This is a genomic window from Pseudoxanthomonas putridarboris (assembly GCF_038321125.1).
Taxonomy (GTDB): domain Bacteria; phylum Pseudomonadota; class Gammaproteobacteria; order Xanthomonadales; family Xanthomonadaceae; genus Pseudoxanthomonas_A; species Pseudoxanthomonas_A putridarboris.
On sequence record NZ_JBBWWT010000001.1, the window covers coordinates 168,271 to 183,096 of the forward strand.

General features: G+C 68.7%; 18 protein-coding genes and 1 riboswitch. Of the genes, 4 read left to right on the forward strand and 14 right to left on the reverse strand.

Going from position 1 to position 14,826, the window contains the following annotated elements; all coding sequences use genetic code 11:
• The first annotated feature begins 14 nt into the window (after nt 1–14).
• Both kduD and AAD027_RS00785 read left to right on the forward strand, forming a co-directional pair.
• Entirely contained in the window at nt 15–773 is a 759-nt protein-coding gene (gene kduD / locus AAD027_RS00780; RefSeq protein ID WP_341724107.1) for a 2-dehydro-3-deoxy-D-gluconate 5-dehydrogenase KduD, read from the forward strand.
• A gap of 208 nt (nt 774–981) precedes the next feature.
• Nucleotides 982–2,106, forward strand: coding sequence for a GDSL-type esterase/lipase family protein (locus AAD027_RS00785; RefSeq protein WP_341724108.1), 1,125 nt, complete (start codon nt 982–984; stop codon nt 2,104–2,106).
• Between the two features lie 65 nt (nt 2,107–2,171).
• Here AAD027_RS00785 and AAD027_RS00790 read toward each other — a convergent pair whose 3' ends face one another.
• From AAD027_RS00790 to AAD027_RS00820, 7 genes are all read right to left on the reverse strand, one after another.
• Complete coding sequence (locus tag AAD027_RS00790; RefSeq protein WP_341724109.1) at nt 2,172–2,639, reverse strand: hypothetical protein; 468 nt, start codon at nt 2,637–2,639, stop codon at nt 2,172–2,174.
• A 118-nt stretch (nt 2,640–2,757) separates the two neighbouring features.
• Entirely contained in the window at nt 2,758–3,480 is a 723-nt protein-coding gene (locus AAD027_RS00795) for an HAD family hydrolase (protein WP_341724110.1), read from the reverse strand.
• A 179-nt stretch (nt 3,481–3,659) separates the two neighbouring features.
• Nucleotides 3,660–3,956 (reverse strand): hypothetical protein, encoded by a 297-nt coding sequence (locus AAD027_RS00800; protein WP_341724111.1) that lies wholly within the window; start codon nt 3,954–3,956, stop codon nt 3,660–3,662.
• Nucleotides 3,957–4,037: 81 nt separating this feature from the next.
• Nucleotides 4,038–4,337 carry an EF-hand domain-containing protein gene (locus tag AAD027_RS00805; RefSeq protein WP_341724112.1) on the reverse strand — a complete coding sequence of 100 codons (300 nt, stop codon included), beginning with the start codon at nt 4,335–4,337 and terminating at the stop codon, nt 4,038–4,040.
• Nucleotides 4,338–4,476: 139 nt separating this feature from the next.
• Nucleotides 4,477–4,845 (reverse strand): EF-hand domain-containing protein, encoded by a 369-nt coding sequence (locus AAD027_RS00810; RefSeq protein ID WP_341724113.1) that lies wholly within the window; start codon nt 4,843–4,845, stop codon nt 4,477–4,479.
• Between the two features lie 206 nt (nt 4,846–5,051).
• Nucleotides 5,052–5,447, reverse strand: a complete 396-nt coding sequence (locus tag AAD027_RS00815; protein ID WP_341724114.1) for a hypothetical protein — start codon at nt 5,445–5,447, stop codon at nt 5,052–5,054.
• Entirely contained in the window at nt 5,444–6,457 is a 1,014-nt protein-coding gene (locus tag AAD027_RS00820) for a cysteine synthase A (RefSeq protein ID WP_341724115.1), read from the reverse strand. Before AAD027_RS00820 ends, AAD027_RS00815 begins: the two co-directional genes overlap by 4 nt.
• Before the next feature lie 125 nt (nt 6,458–6,582).
• Here AAD027_RS00820 and AAD027_RS00825 point away from each other — a divergent pair, with 125 nt between their 5' ends.
• Nucleotides 6,583–7,215 carry a Rossmann-fold NAD(P)-binding domain-containing protein gene (locus AAD027_RS00825; RefSeq protein ID WP_341724116.1) on the forward strand — a complete coding sequence of 211 codons (633 nt, stop codon included), beginning with the start codon at nt 6,583–6,585 and terminating at the stop codon, nt 7,213–7,215.
• 15 nt (nt 7,216–7,230) lie between these two features.
• Here the strand turns inward: AAD027_RS00825 and AAD027_RS00830 are convergent, their stop codons facing one another.
• The 3 genes from AAD027_RS00830 to AAD027_RS00840 all read right to left on the reverse strand — a co-directional run bounded on the left by AAD027_RS00830 (nt 7,231) and on the right by AAD027_RS00840 (nt 9,146).
• Complete coding sequence (locus tag AAD027_RS00830; RefSeq protein WP_341724117.1) at nt 7,231–7,683, reverse strand: DUF4920 domain-containing protein; 453 nt, start codon at nt 7,681–7,683, stop codon at nt 7,231–7,233.
• Between the two features lie 53 nt (nt 7,684–7,736).
• On the reverse strand, nt 7,737–8,240 hold the full coding sequence (locus AAD027_RS00835; protein WP_341724118.1) for a hypothetical protein: 504 nt from the start codon (nt 8,238–8,240) through the stop codon (nt 7,737–7,739).
• 120 nt (nt 8,241–8,360) lie between these two features.
• Nucleotides 8,361–9,146, reverse strand: coding sequence for a lytic transglycosylase domain-containing protein (locus AAD027_RS00840; RefSeq protein ID WP_341724119.1), 786 nt, complete (start codon nt 9,144–9,146; stop codon nt 8,361–8,363).
• 155 nt (nt 9,147–9,301) lie between these two features.
• Between AAD027_RS00840 and ppa the strand changes: the two genes are divergently transcribed.
• Entirely contained in the window at nt 9,302–9,856 is a 555-nt protein-coding gene (ppa, locus tag AAD027_RS00845) for an inorganic diphosphatase (protein WP_341724120.1), read from the forward strand.
• A 147-nt stretch (nt 9,857–10,003) separates the two neighbouring features.
• On the opposite strand, the gene AAD027_RS00850 is transcribed toward ppa, so the two are convergent.
• The 4 genes from AAD027_RS00850 to AAD027_RS00865 form a co-directional block, all read right to left on the reverse strand.
• Nucleotides 10,004–10,168 (reverse strand): hypothetical protein, encoded by a 165-nt coding sequence (locus tag AAD027_RS00850; protein ID WP_341724121.1) that lies wholly within the window; start codon nt 10,166–10,168, stop codon nt 10,004–10,006.
• On the reverse strand, nt 10,165–10,752 hold the full coding sequence (locus tag AAD027_RS00855) for a DUF4136 domain-containing protein (protein ID WP_341724122.1): 588 nt from the start codon (nt 10,750–10,752) through the stop codon (nt 10,165–10,167). The genes AAD027_RS00850 and AAD027_RS00855 overlap by 4 nt, the downstream gene beginning before the upstream one ends.
• An 89-nt stretch (nt 10,753–10,841) precedes the next feature.
• On the reverse strand, nt 10,842–12,728 hold the full coding sequence (gene thiC, locus AAD027_RS00860; RefSeq protein WP_341724123.1) for a phosphomethylpyrimidine synthase ThiC: 1,887 nt from the start codon (nt 12,726–12,728) through the stop codon (nt 10,842–10,844).
• A gap of 122 nt (nt 12,729–12,850) precedes the next feature.
• Nucleotides 12,851–12,953, reverse strand: a riboswitch (TPP riboswitch).
• Between the two features lie 31 nt (nt 12,954–12,984).
• A complete protein-coding gene (locus AAD027_RS00865; protein WP_341724124.1) occupies nt 12,985–14,823 on the reverse strand; it encodes a methyl-accepting chemotaxis protein in 1,839 nt (612 codons plus the stop codon).
• Between the last annotated feature and the right edge of the window lie 3 nt (nt 14,824–14,826).

A 14,826-nucleotide genomic window follows, 5' to 3' on the forward strand; every position in this document is an offset into this window, starting at 1 on the left:
ACCGAGGGAACCCCATGGCAAGCAACCCATTCAGTCTCGAAGGCAAGATCGCGCTGGTCACCGGCGCCAACACCGGCCTGGGCCAGGGCATCGCGCTGGCGCTGGCCGAGGCCGGCGCCGACATCGCGGCCGCGGGCATCGTGGAAGCCACCGAGACCGGCGAGAAGGTGCGCGCGCTGGGCCGCCGTTTCCTCAACCTGGAGGCCAACCTGATCACCATCGAGCCGGTGGAGCGGCTGGTGAAGGAAACCGTCGCCGGACTGGGCGGTCTGGACATCCTGGTCAACAACGCCGGCCTGATCCGCCGCGCCGACGCGGTGGACTTCAGCGAGAAGGACTGGGACGACGTGATGAACGTCAACATCAAGTCCGCGTTCTTCATGTCGCAGGCGGCCGGCAGGCACTTCATCGCGCAGGGCCGCGGCAAGATCGTCAACATCGCCTCGATGCTGTCCTTCCAGGGCGGCATCCGCGTGCCGTCATACACCGCCAGCAAGTCCGGCATCGCCGGCATCACCCGCCTGCTGGCCAACGAATGGGGCAACCAGGGCGTCAACATCAACGCCATCGCCCCCGGCTACATGGCCACCGACAACACCGCGCAGCTGCGCGCCGACGCCGAACGCAGCAAGGCCATCCTGGACCGCATCCCGGCCGGCCGCTGGGGCGAACCGTCGGACCTGGGCGGCGCGGCGGTGTTCCTGTCCAGCCGGGCCTCCGACTACGTCAACGGCGCCATCATCCCCGTCGATGGCGGCTGGCTGGCGCGCTGATCCCTCCCCCTGGCCTGTAGGAGCGGCTTCAGCCGCGACCGGGGGAAGCAAGAAAGCATAGGCCACGGATGACGCGGATAAACACGGATAGGACTCAGGCAAGCTCCATCCGTGTTTATCCGTGCGATCCGTGGCGGATCCATTTCCTAATTTGTCCGGTCGCGGCTGAAGCCGCTCCTACAGGGCGCATCCACATCGGAGACTGCCGATGCTCCGCTCGCTTGTCCTGCTCGCGTTTACAGCCTGCTGCCTTCAGGCGGTCGCCCACCCATCGCTTCCCCGCCAGGTCTTCATCGCCGGCGATTCCACCGCCAGCGAGTACGGCCCGGAGCGCACGCCGCGCGAAGGCTGGGGCCAGCAGTTGCAGGCCTTCCTCGACGACGCCTACATCGTCCGCAACCATGCCAGGAGCGGACGCAGTTCGCGCAGCTTCATCGCCGAGGGCTGGCTGGACGGCATCGCCGGCGAGATGCGCGCGGGCGACGTGCTGCTGATCCAGTTCGGCCACAACGATGCCAAGGCCGAGGATCCCTCCCGCTACAGCGAGCCGCAGGCAGCGTTCCCCGAATGGCTCGGCCGTTACCTGGCGCTGGCGCGCGCGAAAGGCGCCATGCCCATCCTGGTCACACCGGTCGCCCGTCGCACGTTCGACGACCACGGCCGGTTGCTGGATACGCATGGCGTCTACGCGCAGGCCGTGCGCGACCTGGCCGCACGCGAGAACGTCGCGCTGATCGACCTGGCCGCGCTGAGCATGGACTGGCTGCGCGCGCTGGGCGACGAGGCCTCGAAGGCGTATTTCATGCATGTGCCGGAACGGCAGCAACAGGACGACACGCATTTCCAGACCCGCGGCGCGACGATGGTGGCCTGCCTGGTGGTGTCCGGCTGGAAGCGGATCGATCCGTCGCTGGCGCCACACGTGGTGCGCGACACCGACTGCGGCGCCCCGGCCACCGCCCTGGCCGACCGCGAGGCACAGGCGCACCCATCGCTGGTCGTGAACGAACGCGACCTGGCCGTGCGGCAACCCGGTCCGCATGGCGGCGCGGGCGCGACCACCGCCTATCCGTTCTTCCGCGACGCGCCCGGGATGGGCTTCGAGTTCCGCAAGCGCGTGCTGCACAAGGGAGCCGGCATCGGCCTGCACCAGCACGACAAGGACGAGATCTACTACGTGCTCGGCGGGCGCGGCGTGTACGAACTGGACGGCACCACGCACGCCGTGCGGGCCGGCGACGCCCTGCTGACGCGGCCCGGCAGCACGCACGGCATCCGCCAGGCCGGCGACGAGGACTTGGTGCTGCTGATCATGTACGCGCGCAAGCCGTAGGGCGCGCCCCGGCGCACCTTCCAACCGATCATGAAGGCGAGTGGTGCGCCGGGGCGCACCCTACGTCATTTTTGCGGCGCGGGACGCGCCCAGCGAAGGTACGTGTCGTCCAGCGACTTGCGCAGGCGCCGGAACTGCGGCGTGCCCGGCGCGACCTCCAGGCGCTCGGCTACCGACTGCCAGCCGCCGGCATGGTCGCGCGACCATTCGCGCACCACCGCGCGGCAGGGCTGGCCCGCCACCTGCGCCAGTGCGCACGCCATGTAGATGTCGCCCGCGGTCCAGTCGGGTTGCTGCTGCATCGCCTCGACATAGCCGCGCGGCACCGCGTAGTAGCGGGCCATCTCGTCGGCGAAGGCGGCGGGATAACGGCTGGCGTAGTCGTTGATGTCGGCCAGGTAGCGATCCACCACGACGTCGCCCGTGGCGGGCGCGTATCCCGATGCGGCCTGCGCGGCGGCGGCGGCCGGGAACAGCAGGCCCGACAGCAACAGGAATACCGGCAGCAGAACGTGTGGGCGAAGTGAAGGCATGGCGGAGATTGTGCCCCACTCGGTCCGCGGAATGTCACCGCGGCGCTCGTGGCGCGCCCGTAGTCGCATCGCGGCAACGGCGCTCATCTGATCGACATGACGGCCGAGGTGGCCGCGCTCAGGGCCCGACGGAACCCTCGATCTTCGCCAGGGCGTCGGGCAGTTGGCCCGGGTTCTCCACCACGCGCAGCCGGGGCGCATCGCCGTTGACGCCATGTTCGGCCTCCAGCGCCCAGGTCACGTGGTAGGGGATGTGCACGCCCCAACCGCCCAGCGCCAGCACCGGCTCGATGTCCGAGCGCAGCGAATTGCCGACCATCGCGAACTGCGCCGGCGCCACCTGCAGTTCGCGCAACACGCGCGCGTAGGTGGGTTCGTCCTTCTCGGATACCACTTCGATGCGGTGGAACAGGTCGGCCAGGCCGGACTGGGCGATCTTGGCTTCCTGGTGGAACAGGTCGCCCTTGGTGATCAGCACGATCTCGTGGTCGGCGGCGATGCGTTCCACCGCTTCGCGGATGCCGGGCAACAACTCGACGGGATGCTGCAGCGTGGCGCGTCCGATCTCGACGATGCGATGCAGGTCGCGCGCGCTGACGCGCTCCTCGGTCAGCTGGATGGCCGCTTCGATCATCGACAGGGTCATGCCCTTCACGCCGTAGCCGAAGATCTTCAGGTTGCGGCGTTCCACTTCCAGCAGGTGGCGGTGCGTGCGCGCATCGCCCAGGTCGATGTACGCGCCGAGGACGGCCTCGAAATCCGCTTCCGCCTGGCGGTAGTAGTCCTCGCTCTTCCACAGCGTGTCGTCGCCATCGAATCCCACCCAGCGGATGCCTGCCATCGCCCGTCTCCTTCGCAAGGGCGCGCAGCATAGCAAGCGTGCGTGCGGCACGGCAGGCCGGTCGGATGCCTGCGGCGATCCCGACTTTGCCCAACCGCAAGAAACAAGGCCGTCGGCACGTCCCGCAAGGAACGGCCGACGGCCTTGTACCGTGCCTCATCGATTGTCGTTGAAGACGGTCATTCGCCGGAAACCGGCGGGGTGGTGCTGTCGGTGGGCGGCGGCGTATCCGGCGGCGGCAGGGCGTTGGGATTGGCCGGCGGCGGCAGGTTGGGATCCGTGGGTGCCGGCAGGGTCGGATCCGTCGGCTCTGGCGGCGTCACGTCGTCGGCAGGCGGTGCCGGGTCGATGGGTTCGGGCGCGGCGGGAGGGGTGTCCTCCGGCGACGGACCGCAGGCGGTCAGCGCACCGGCACCGGCCAATGCGACGCTCAACGCAAGCGCCAGGCGCAACGGCGAAGTGGGGGAAAGGGTCATGGGGACCTCCTTGCATTCGGGGGGTGCGACTTCACGCGGCAGGATCCGGATCGCACGGAAACGGTCGCGTGCATGTCGCGCTCAGTTCTGCGGACCGTTGCCGGGCGCATAGGCCGCGTACTCTTCCGGCGTCAGCCGCCCATCGGCATCCTCGTCCAGCGTGCCGAACACCTGCGTCAGCGCGGGATCGACGGCGGCTTCATCCTTGCTGATGGCGCCGTCCAGGTTGGTGTCCAGTTCCTCGAACGAACGTGGCGCCGTAGTGGTGGTGGGTTCCGTCCCCGCCGCCGAGGCGGCTTCCTGCGCGCGCAGCGCCGGGCTCGCCAGCAGGGCGGCCATCGACAGTGCCGGGATGGCGATCAGCGAAATCGGAAGTTTCATCAGCGGCTCCTTCGACCGGAATCGAGCAAGCGGAATCGATGGCTTTCAACCAACGGAAAGGGCGGCACCTGGCCGCCCTTTCCGTGCGGTCTGCCTGCGGTTTCATCCGCAGGCGTACCATCGAATAGCCTCCGCGACCTTACTTCTGCTCGTCGTAGTTCTTGCTGACGAAGGCCTTGTACTCTTCGGCGGTCAGGTTGCCGTCCATGTCGGTATCGGCCTGGTCGAACACCTGGCTCAGGCCGGCATTGGCCGCGGCTTCCTGCTTGCTGATGACGCCGTTACCGTCGACGTCGATGTCCGCCCAGCCCTGCTGGCCCTGCGCATCGGCCGACTGCGTGCTCTGCGTCGGCACCTGCGTGGTCGAACCGGTGGCCTGCTCGGTCTGTTCGGTTTCCGACTGGGCGGCGGCGTCCTCGGTCTGCTCCTGGGCGAAGGCCAGCGGCATGGCCAGCGCGGCGCTCAGGGCAACCAGGGCGATCAGCGGCTTGCGGTGGGTGTTGTTCATGGTCTCTGCTCCGTATGTGTTGGGAGTGCGTCCGATTGCGCACGGCCCAACAATGCAAAGCAGCCACTGAACAAAACTTGCGTTACAACATGAACATGCACGCAGGCTTAACCCATTCCCGCAGTCGATCCGGTAATACATGCGTTAGGCATTCGTGAATGCCTTGTTGCAATGGCATTGTTGCGTGACCTGTCGCGGATTTCCCGTTACGGCCGCGTCGACTCGTCGTTGCGCGGAGGTTCGTCTTCGCGCGGTTTCTTGCTGAACCACTGCCAACCCATCACCACGCCGGACAAGGCACCGGCCAGTTCGCACATCACGCGGGCGCCCAGCGAGTCGGCGTCGTGGATGCCCTGCAGCGCAAGACGCGCGTAGAGCGGCGATTCGAGCTTCATCATGCCCAGGTAGAACAGGTTCCAGGCATCGATGCCGGTGCTGACGATCACCGCCGTCACGCAGGCCCAGCCGATGGCGTGACCCACCGACCAGTGCGCGCGACGGCAGATCCACTGCCACAGCAGGAAGCAGAGCAGGCCGACCACGAAGGCGATGAGGCCGGCTTCCAGGGCGCCAAGGAAGCCGTAATGCAGCGGTAGGTTCATGGAAAGGCGTGCTCCAGCCACGCAGGCACCGGCAGGCCCTTGGACCGCAGGAAGACGGGATTGAACAGTTTGCCCTGGTAACGCGTACCGGCGTCGCACAGGAAGGTCACGATGGTATGGCCTGGGCCCAGTTCGCGCGCCAGCCGCACCGCGCCGGCGACGTTGACGCCGCTGGAGCCGCCCAGGTTGAGGCCTTCCTCGGCCATCAGCGCATGCACCCACGGCACCGATTCCCCGTCGGGAATCGACCAGGCCCGGTCGATCGGCGCGCCGTCGAAGTTGGCGGTCACCCGGCTGGAACCGATGCCTTCGCTGATCGAGTTGCCTTCGGCCCTGAGTTCGCCCGTGTTGACGTAGTGCGCCAGCGCCGAGCCCGCCGGGTCGGCCAGCGCCACGACCACGCGCGGATCGCAGGCCTTCAGGAAGCGCCCCACGCCGGCCAGCGAACCGCCGGTGCCGGTGGCGCAGACGAAGCCGTCGATGCGGCCATCGGTCTGCTGCCAGATTTCCGGACCGGTGGTGGCTTCGTGGAAGTCGCGGTTGGCGGTGTTGTCGAACTGGTTGGCGAACCAGGCGCTGCCCGGCTCGCGCGCATTGAGTTCATCGCACAGGCGGCGCGCCACGTGCGCGTAGTGCTGCGGATTGGCGTACGGCACGGCGGGCACCAGCCGCACCTCCGCGCCGGTGATACGCAGCGCGTCGATCTTCTCGCGGCTCTGCGTCTCCGGCAGGGTGATGACGGTGCGATAGCCGAGGCTGTTACCCAGCATCGCCAGGCCGATGCCGGTGTTGCCGGCGGTGCCTTCCACGAGGGTGCCGCCGGAACGCAGTTCGCCACGGCGCTGGGCGTCCCGCAGCAGGCCCAGCGCGGTGCGGTCCTTGATGGAACCGCCGGGATTGAGGAATTCCGCCTTGCCCAGGATCTCGCAACCGGTCAACGCGGAGGCGCGCCGCAGCCGCAGCAGCGGCGTGCGGCCGATCGCATCGGCAAGGTCGGTACGCAGGTCCAAGCGGATTTCCCGGGAAGGCGCGACGGAGACGGCGCGCGTGACCCGCAAGCCTACCCGATGCCGCAACGGCGGACACGCTGGCATGATGCACCCTGCGGCCCGTCGCCGCGCCAGGGAGTCCCGTCATGACCCGCATCCTGTTGGCAGGGGCCACCGGCCTGGTCGGCCAGGCCGTGATGCAACGCGCGCTGGCTTCGGCGCAGGTCGGCCAGTTGGTCGCGCCCACGCGGCGGCCGCTGCCCGCGCAAGCCAGGCTGCTCAATCCCATCGTCGATTTCGATGCCCTGCCCGACGACGCGGAGTGGTGGCGGGTGGATACGGTGATCTGCGCCCTGGGCACGACGATCCGCGATGCGGGTTCGCAGGAGGCTTTCCGGCGCGTCGACTACACGTATCCGCTGGACATCGCACGGCGCACGCACGCCCACGGCGCGCGGACGTATGCGCTGGTGTCCGCCATGGGCGCCGATGCCGCCTCGCGCATCTTCTACTCGCGCACGAAGGGCGAGCTGGAACGCGACCTGCTGGCGCTCGGATTCCCGTCGCTGACGTTCGTGCGGCCGGGCCTGCTGGGCGGCGAACGTCCGCGCCGGCGCGCGGGCGAATGGCTGGCGTCGCTGGCATTGCGCGCACTCGAGCCGGTGGTGCCGCGCCGCTACCGCATCGTGCCGGCCGAACGCGTCGCCGATGCCTTGCTGCGGGCGGCGCTGGATGCCCCGCCCGGGCACCACGTCATCGAATCCGAAGCCATCGCCTGACCGGCGACGCCGCTCTCAGGCGCCGGGATCGTCCGCCAACACCTGCACGCCTTCGGCGACGATGCGGTATTCCACTTCGGGCACCGCCGCCCCGGCCGCGGCTTCCTTCGCCATGTGGTCTCGCGCGGCCGGCGACAGGGCCACCCGCGACAGCACGCCATAGACTTCGGCCTGCCCGCGCACGTCCCTGGGCACGTAGAAATCGTGGTCGCCCAGCAGCACACGCGCGCTGCGGCCATCGTCTTCCAGCATCACCCAGCAGCCCTTCTTCTGGCAGACGTCGGTGATGCGCCCGCTGAACTTGCGCGGCTGGCCCTCATGCGCCGCGGCATCGTCCAGCGCCCGCGAGACCGGCACCGCCTCGCCCGCCGGCACGTCCGCGCCGAACTTCTCCCACGCCGGCGCATCCGCCGCGTATACCGTCGCCACGCCCGCCAACAGGCACGCGGCCATCAACCATCGACGCATCGGAACATCCTCGCGAGGAAACCGGCGGCGATGATAGCGCCGGAACGGCCGCCTCAGTGCAACAGGCCGTGGTGCACCAGCCGCAAGGGACGCGTGCCGGCCGCCGCCACGGCATGGCTGGCGCGCTCCAGCAGGGCTTCGTCCGCCTCGTCGATGACCACCAGCACCTGACCGGCGTCGATCTCGCCGTGATAGTCGCGGCGCACTTCGCTGGGCACCGAGGAGCCGGCCAGCGCGGCGGCCCATCCGCCCACTGTGGCGCCGACCAGAACGCACAGCAGCACCGCCGCCATCGGGATGCCGGCCGCGGGCACGGCCATGCCGATCAGGCCGATCGCCAGGCCCACCACGCCGCCGCCGACCAATCCCCGCAGCGCCGCGGGGATGAAGTCGGTGGGCGAGCCTTCCTTCTCATCGTCCTGCATGCGCGTCATCTCGATTTCCGCCCGCCCGACCAACGCGGCATGGTCGGGACGGATGCCCATGTGCAGGGCGGCATGCAGGGCGTTCTCCGCCGTGTCCAAATCGGGTGCGCTGAATACGCGTCGCGTTTTCATGACAGCCTCCTGTCGCAGCCCGGCCATCGCCGGGTCTCGCACGCACCCTATATCCACGCGATGCGCAGGCGCGGTGAAGAAAGCCTTAAGGCGGCGTGACGCGCCGACGCGCGGCGTTGCTTACAGCGCGGGACGCTCGGGCGCCTGTTTGCGCCCCATCGCGCGCAGGTACAGTTCGTACAGCGCGGTGACCTTGGCCACGTATTCCTGCGTTTCGGCGTAGGGCGGTACGCCGCCATAACGCGTCACCGTGCCGATGCCCGCGTTGTAGGCGGCCGCCACCAGCGTCAGGTCGCCCTTGTAGCGGTGCATCAGCAGGTTCAGGTGGCGCGCGCCGGCGTGGATCGACTGTCCGGACGAAAACGGGTCGGCCACGCCGTATTCCTTCGCCACGTCCGGCATCAGCTGCATCACGCCCATCGCGCCCTTCGGCGACACCGCCCTGGCGTCGAAGTCGCTCTCGGCATGCGCCACGGCGCGCAGCCAGGCATCGTCCACGCCGGTCCTGCGGGCCGCCGCCTTGAATTCGGCCGGATACATGTCGAGCCGTGGCTTGCCCACGTTGCCCAGCCCGGGATGGGCGGGTTCGCCCGGCGGCGTCTGCACGGTGAACTTCAGGTAGACCCGCGAACCGGGCAGGTCGCGCGTGCTGTAGACCAGCTGGCCATCCTGCTCGCGCTCGTACAGGGTGCCGCTGAACACGCCCATCGAGCCCCACAGGTTGGGCAGGGCCACGGCATTGTCGTCGATCTCCCTGGCCACGCACCTGGAACCGGGCTCCGGCGCGGTGGCCAGGCTGACCGTGCCGCCTTTCACGCAGCGGTACACCGTGCGCGCGCCGGCCTCGGCACTGGCCAGGACCAGTACGGGCAGCAACAACCAGGCGGCGCGGACGAACGGGACCATGGGCGGCGGATTCTAGGCCCGGGATGCTGAAGGGCAGGTCTTTGTCACGCGCTGCGCATCGATTTTCGGCCAGCCGGCCCCCGCTCCTGCTGCGCCGCAGCACCCAACCGCGTAAAATGCGGGCCCTCTTTCACCGCACCCCCTCGGAGCACGCAATGGGCCTGGATCTGGTCAGCGCCGGCAAGAACCCGCCGGACGAAATCAACGTCATCATCGAGATCCCGAAGGACTCCGAGCCGGTGAAGTACGAAGTGGACAAGGCCAGCGGCGCGATCTTCGTCGACCGCATCCTCTCCACCCCGATGCGCTACCCCTGCAACTACGGCTACGTGCCGCACACCCTGTGCGGCGACGGCGACCCGGCCGACGTGCTGGTGGTGCTGCCGCTGCCGCTGATCCCCGGTTCGGTGATCCGCTGCCGCCCGGTCGGCGTGCTGCGCATGAGCGACGAGGCCGGCAGCGACGAGAAGCTGCTGGCCGTGCCGGTGGACAAGGTCTTCTCCGGCTACCGCCACATCCACGACATCGACCAGGTCAGCCCGCACTGGCTGGAGCGCATCGGCCACTTCTTCGAACACTACAAGGACCTGGAGCAGGGCAAGTGGGTGAAGATCGACGGCTGGGGCAACGCCGCCGAAGCCAAGGCCGTGCTGCTGGACGCCATCGCCCGCCAGGCCGACCAGCCGGACGACGACAAGCACAAGTTCTGAGCGCCACCGGCACCGATATGGAAAAGCCGCCCGATGGGCGGCTTTTTTCGTTGTGCGGGTTGGTTGTGGATGTCGAAACCGCCGGAGTTACCAGTACTGCAAGCTCGGGGCCGAGAACGCCGGAGCGGCATCGTCATGCACTGCACATCATTTGAAGTGGTACACCAGCGCGTAATACGCCACGTAGATCCACGACAGCAGTCCGTGGATCACCGCCCACAGCAGCGACTTGTTGGCGCTCCACGAGATCGCGATCGCCAGCGCGGTGCCGAACCCGATGCCGGCCCTGGCGACGGCGCCGCCGCCGCTCATGGCCTGCCCGCGCCCGCGCGATGCGGATAGCGCGCGAAGATCTCGGCCATGGCGGCATCGATCTTCGCGCCGCGCTCCTCCGGCTTGCTGCGCCCGACCCGGCCCACCGCCACGCCTTCCCAGACCAGGCGGTTCTCCTTCGCGTCCACCAGGTCCACGTTCAGGGTGCCCTCGGTGTACTGGTAGACATTGGTGCGGTCGCGCCAGTACGGCACCGACACGTAACGGCGCGCGCGATAGCTGTAGTAGTAGTCGTAATCGACTTCCGGCGTGCTGACCACGTCGGTCTTTTCCTGTATGTAGGCGTTCAGGTTGACCCACAGGTCGGGCGATTTCTCGTCGTAGACGTAACCGCGCGATTCCATTTGCGTCTGCGCCGCTGCCTTGATGCGGCCGCTGGTCAGCGTGGCGTAGCCTTGCCCTTCGATGGCCAGCGGCGAATAGAACGCGAAGGTGCGGTAGCGCGAGAAATCGGCGGACGGGTCCACATCGCTGGTCACGCGCGGGCCGGTGGCGCAGGCGGACAGCAGCAACGCGGCGGACACCATAAGGCTCCATCCGGTCATGCGGGCGAATCGGGCCATGGTCAATCTCCTTGGGTCGTCGACGGTCCGCATGATCGCGGACCCACCGTGAACGCTGCGCCAGCGGCCGGAGGGCGCCCGGCCGTGGTTCAGCCCTGACGATACACCTGCGCGCCCTGGGCCAGGAACTCGGCCGATTTCTCGGCCATGCCGGTCTCCAGCGCCGCGGTTTCGTCCACCCCGTGCTCGGCCGCGTAGTCGCGCACGTCCTGGGTGATCTTCATCGAACAGAAATGCGGGCCGCACATGCTGCAGAAGTGGGCCAGCTTGTGCGCATCCTTGGGCAGCGTCTCGTCGTGGAATTCCTTGGCCTTCTCCGGGTCCAGGCCGAGGTGGAACTGGTCTTCCCAGCGGAACTCGAAGCGCGCCTTGCTCAAGGCGTTGTCGCGCACCTGCGCACCGGGGTGACCTTTCGCCAGGTCGGCCGCGTGCGCGGCGATCTTGTAGGCCATGATGCCGTCGCGCACGTCCTGGCGGTTGGGCAGTCCCAGGTGCTCCTTCGGCGTGACATAGCACAGCATCGCGGTGCCGAACCAGCCGATCATCGCCGCGCCGATGGCGGACGTGATGTGATCGTAGCCCGGCGCGATGTCGGTGGTCAGCGGGCCCAGCGTGTAGAACGGCGCCTCGCCGCATTCGGCGAGCTGCTTGTCCATGTTCTCCTTGATCAGCTGCATCGGCACGTGTCCGGGGCCTTCGATCATCGTCTGCACGTTGTGCTTCCACGCGATCTTGGTCAGCTCGCCCAGCGTTTCCAGTTCGCCGAACTGCGCGGCGTCGTTGGCGTCGGCGATGCAGCCCGGGCGCAGGCCGTCGCCGAGCGAGAAGGCCACGTCGTAGGCCTTCATGATCTCGCAGATGTCCTCGAAGTGGGTGTAGAGGAAGTTCTCCTTGTGATGGGCGAGGCACCACTTGGCCAGGATCGAACCGCCGCGCGAGACGATGCCGGTGACTCGCTTGGCGGTCAGCGGCACGTAGCGCAGCAGCACGCCGGCGTGGATGGTGAAGTAATCGACGCCCTGTTCCGCTTGCTCGATCAGGGTGTCGCGGAAGATCTCCCAGGTCAGTTCCTCGGCGCGGCCGTCCACTTTTTCGAGCGCCTGGTAGATCGGCACCGTGCCGATCGGCACCGGTGAATTGCGGATGATCCACTCGCGGGTCTCGTGGATGTGCTTGCCGGTGGACAGGTCCATCACCGTGTCGCCGCCCCAGCGGATCGACCACACCAGCTTCTCCACTTCCTCGGCGATGCCGGAGGACACCGCGCTGTTGCCGATGTTGGCGTTGATCTTGGTCAGGAAGTTGCGGCCGATGATCATCGGCTCGCTTTCCGGGTGGTTGATGTTGTTGGGCAGGATGGCGCGGCCGCGGGCGATCTCGTCGCGGACGAATTCCGGCGTGATGATCTTCTGGATGTTCGCGCCGAAGCTTTCGCCCGGATGCTGCGCCAGCAGCAGCGCGTCGCGCACCGCTTCCAGGCGCTGGTTCTCGCGGATGGCGACGTATTCCATTTCCGGGGTGACGATGCCGCGCCTGGCGTAATGCATCTGGCTGACGTTGGCACCGGCCTTGGCGCGGCGCGGCAGGATGCGGCCGGGGAAGCGCACGGCGTCCAGCCTGGCGTTGTTCTCGCGCGAGCGGCCGAACTCGGAACTCAGCGCATCCAGTTGCTCGGTGTCGCCACGCTCCTCGATCCACTTCGCGCGCAGCGCCGGCAGGCCGGCGGACAGGTCGATGGCCGCCTGCGGATCGGTGTACGGGCCGGACGTGTCGTAGACGGTGACCGGCGCGTTCTCCTCGCCGCCGAAGAGGGTCGGCGTCTGGGTCAGCGCGATCTCGCGCATCGGCACCCGCAGGTCCGGCCGCGAGCCCTGCACGAAGATCTTGCGCGAGCCGGGGATCGGCCGGGTCACGGATTCGGAAAGCTGCCCGGTCTGCTGCAGCAGGTCGGCGGCGGGCTTGGGAATGGCATTCATCGGCATCGTCCTGGGCGGTGGGACGCGAGGGGTTCGCATCACGGACGAAGCGGCGGCGCAGGGAACGGTGTAGGAGGGGCTTCAGCCCCGATATCGCGACGGTCGGGCCTGAAGGCCCTCCTACAGCATCCTGCAAAGCTTCCCTACGCCGGTCTCAACCGGATCAGGTTCGAAGGGTCTGTCTCAATCCCCGGCTCCAGGCCGGCGATACCCCCGCTTCGGGCGGTATTACACCACAGCCGCCCGGGCGCCGTGTTCAGCCCAGCGTGTAGCCGATGCGGAAGCCGCCCCAGTGGCGGCCCTCCACGTAAATGGGCACCGACAGGTCGAACATGATCTGGCCGGTATCGCGGCGGTACACCTGCAGGCGGTAGGGATCGGTGTGCGCCCCGACCGTGCGGCCGACGCGGTCGGTGAAGATGCGCTTGGTGCGGTTGCCGACCAGGTCGCGCTCGCGGTCGCCGGTCAGCGGCTGGCAGAAGCACAGGTTGTGCGTGGGCACGTAGCCGTCCGGATTGGCGCAGATGGCGAAGACGATCCACGGGTGCCGCGTGGCCAGGGGTTCCTGCAGCGGGGGGAGCAGTTCGTCGCAGAGCGCATCGAAGGGCGTGGTGTACTTGGCCGGTTCGATCCCCGGCACCGGCGCGTAGTCGCGCGAGAACAGCGCATCCTCGCCGATCCGCCCCGACGACAGCGCCTGCTCGAACGCATGTCCCACGCGGTCCGCGCCGGCGCGGGCCAGATCGTGCACCCGCGCATGGCGGCGTTCGCGCATCGGATCAGCGGGCAGGCGGAACAGCCCGACGCAGTCGTGCAACGTATCGGTCCCCTGCGCCAATGCGGTGCCGCGGGCCGCCACATGGCCGGCATGCCGCAGATTGCTGCGGCTCAGCTCGACGACCTGCTCCAGCGCGCCGTCGATGGCCACGATTTCCCCGCCCTGCGCCGACACGCGGCCGGCGACGGACTCCATCGCCCTGCCCGCGCGCGCCAGCACGTCGCCGATGCCGCCCAGCACCTGCTCGGTGGCCCGTGCCGACGCCGCGCTCTCCGTCAGCGCCCGGCCGCTTTCGTCCAGGATGCCGCGCACGTCGCGCGCCGCCGTGGCGGCCTTCTCCGCGAGCCGGCGGATTTCGGTGGCGACCACGGCGAAGCCGCGCCCCGCCTCGCCGGCGCGGGCCGCCTCGATGCTGGCGTTGATCGACAGGATGTTGGTCTGGAAGGCCACGGCATCGATGACCTCGATGACCTCGCCGGCGCGCGCGGAACGGCGCTCGACTTCGCGCATCGCGTCGCCCAGCCGGCGCGCGGCCTCGGCGCCTTCGCGCGCGCTGGCATCGGCGCTGGCCGCCACGCCGATGACCGCCTGCAGTTCCTCGCCCGCGCCCTGCAATCCCTGCAGCAGGCGTCGCGTCGCATCGAGCACGCTTTCCAGCGCGGCCACCTGCGCCTGCGACTGGCGCAACAGTTCGTCGTTCTCGCCGACCAGGTGCGGCACCTCGCCCGCCACCTGCATGGACAGGGCGACGGCCTGGCGGATCGCCTCGGCCAGGTTGCCGAAGCCGGCGGCGATCTGCCGGATGACCGGATGCGCGGCCTGTCCCTGCGGCAGCGGGATATCCAGGTCGCAGCCGCCCAGCGACTGGCCGATCCGTTCCAGCAACTGGCGTTCCTGCCTGGCCTCGGCCAGGCGCTGGGCCAGCGGCTGCATGGCCAGCGAGCCGACCACCGGCGCGGCGTCACGAGCAAGCATGTCCATGTCGCGCAGCAGGGCGGCGGTCTCGGGGTGCGGCAGCGACAGCAGCCAGCCATCGCCGTCGCGATCGCTCTGGTAACGCACCCGGCGCGCGGGATCGTCGCAGGGCGCCTGCCACACGCCTTCTTCATCGGTCAGCACGCCGGCCGGCAGGCCCCAGATGCCATCGCAGGCATGGCCCAGCAACCGCTCGGCCGGCAGGCCCAGCATGTCCAGCGCGGCACGGTTGGCGGCCACGATGGCCGCCGAAGCGTCGAGCCTCAGCAGCCCGACCGGCGCATCCGGCAGCTGTCGATGTGTGTCCGCAACGCAGGCGGCGATTTCCCCGAAGCCCGACATGAC

Bases quoted from the DNA above. Each gene is read 5' to 3' on its own strand.
- AAD027_RS00805 (WP_341724112.1), bottom strand. From the start codon at position 4,337: ATGAAACTTCCGATTTCGCTGATCGCCATCCCGGCACTGTCGATGGCC.
- AAD027_RS00800 (WP_341724111.1), bottom strand. From the start codon at position 3,956: ATGACCCTTTCCCCCACTTCGCCGTTGCGCCTGGCGCTTGCGTTGAGC.
- AAD027_RS00815 (WP_341724114.1), bottom strand. From the start codon at position 5,447: ATGAACCTACCGCTGCATTACGGCTTCCTTGGCGCCCTGGAAGCCGGC.
- ppa (WP_341724120.1), top strand. From the start codon at position 9,302: ATGGGCCTGGATCTGGTCAGCGCCGGCAAGAACCCGCCGGACGAAATC.
- kduD (WP_341724107.1), top strand. From the start codon at position 15: ATGGCAAGCAACCCATTCAGTCTCGAAGGCAAGATCGCGCTGGTCACC.
- AAD027_RS00825 (WP_341724116.1), top strand. From the start codon at position 6,583: ATGACCCGCATCCTGTTGGCAGGGGCCACCGGCCTGGTCGGCCAGGCC.
- AAD027_RS00830 (WP_341724117.1), bottom strand. From the start codon at position 7,683: ATGCGTCGATGGTTGATGGCCGCGTGCCTGTTGGCGGGCGTGGCGACG.
- AAD027_RS00850 (WP_341724121.1), bottom strand. From the start codon at position 10,168: ATGAGCGGCGGCGGCGCCGTCGCCAGGGCCGGCATCGGGTTCGGCACC.
- AAD027_RS00865 (WP_341724124.1), bottom strand. From the start codon at position 14,823: ATGTCGGGCTTCGGGGAAATCGCCGCCTGCGTTGCGGACACACATCGA.
- AAD027_RS00835 (WP_341724118.1), bottom strand. From the start codon at position 8,240: ATGAAAACGCGACGCGTATTCAGCGCACCCGATTTGGACACGGCGGAG.
- AAD027_RS00840 (WP_341724119.1), bottom strand. From the start codon at position 9,146: ATGGTCCCGTTCGTCCGCGCCGCCTGGTTGTTGCTGCCCGTACTGGTC.
- AAD027_RS00810 (WP_341724113.1), bottom strand. From the start codon at position 4,845: ATGAACAACACCCACCGCAAGCCGCTGATCGCCCTGGTTGCCCTGAGC.
- AAD027_RS00795 (WP_341724110.1), bottom strand. From the start codon at position 3,480: ATGGCAGGCATCCGCTGGGTGGGATTCGATGGCGACGACACGCTGTGG.
- AAD027_RS00790 (WP_341724109.1), bottom strand. From the start codon at position 2,639: ATGCCTTCACTTCGCCCACACGTTCTGCTGCCGGTATTCCTGTTGCTG.
- AAD027_RS00855 (WP_341724122.1), bottom strand. From the start codon at position 10,752: ATGGCCCGATTCGCCCGCATGACCGGATGGAGCCTTATGGTGTCCGCC.
- AAD027_RS00785 (WP_341724108.1), top strand. From the start codon at position 982: ATGCTCCGCTCGCTTGTCCTGCTCGCGTTTACAGCCTGCTGCCTTCAG.
- thiC (WP_341724123.1), bottom strand. From the start codon at position 12,728: ATGAATGCCATTCCCAAGCCCGCCGCCGACCTGCTGCAGCAGACCGGG.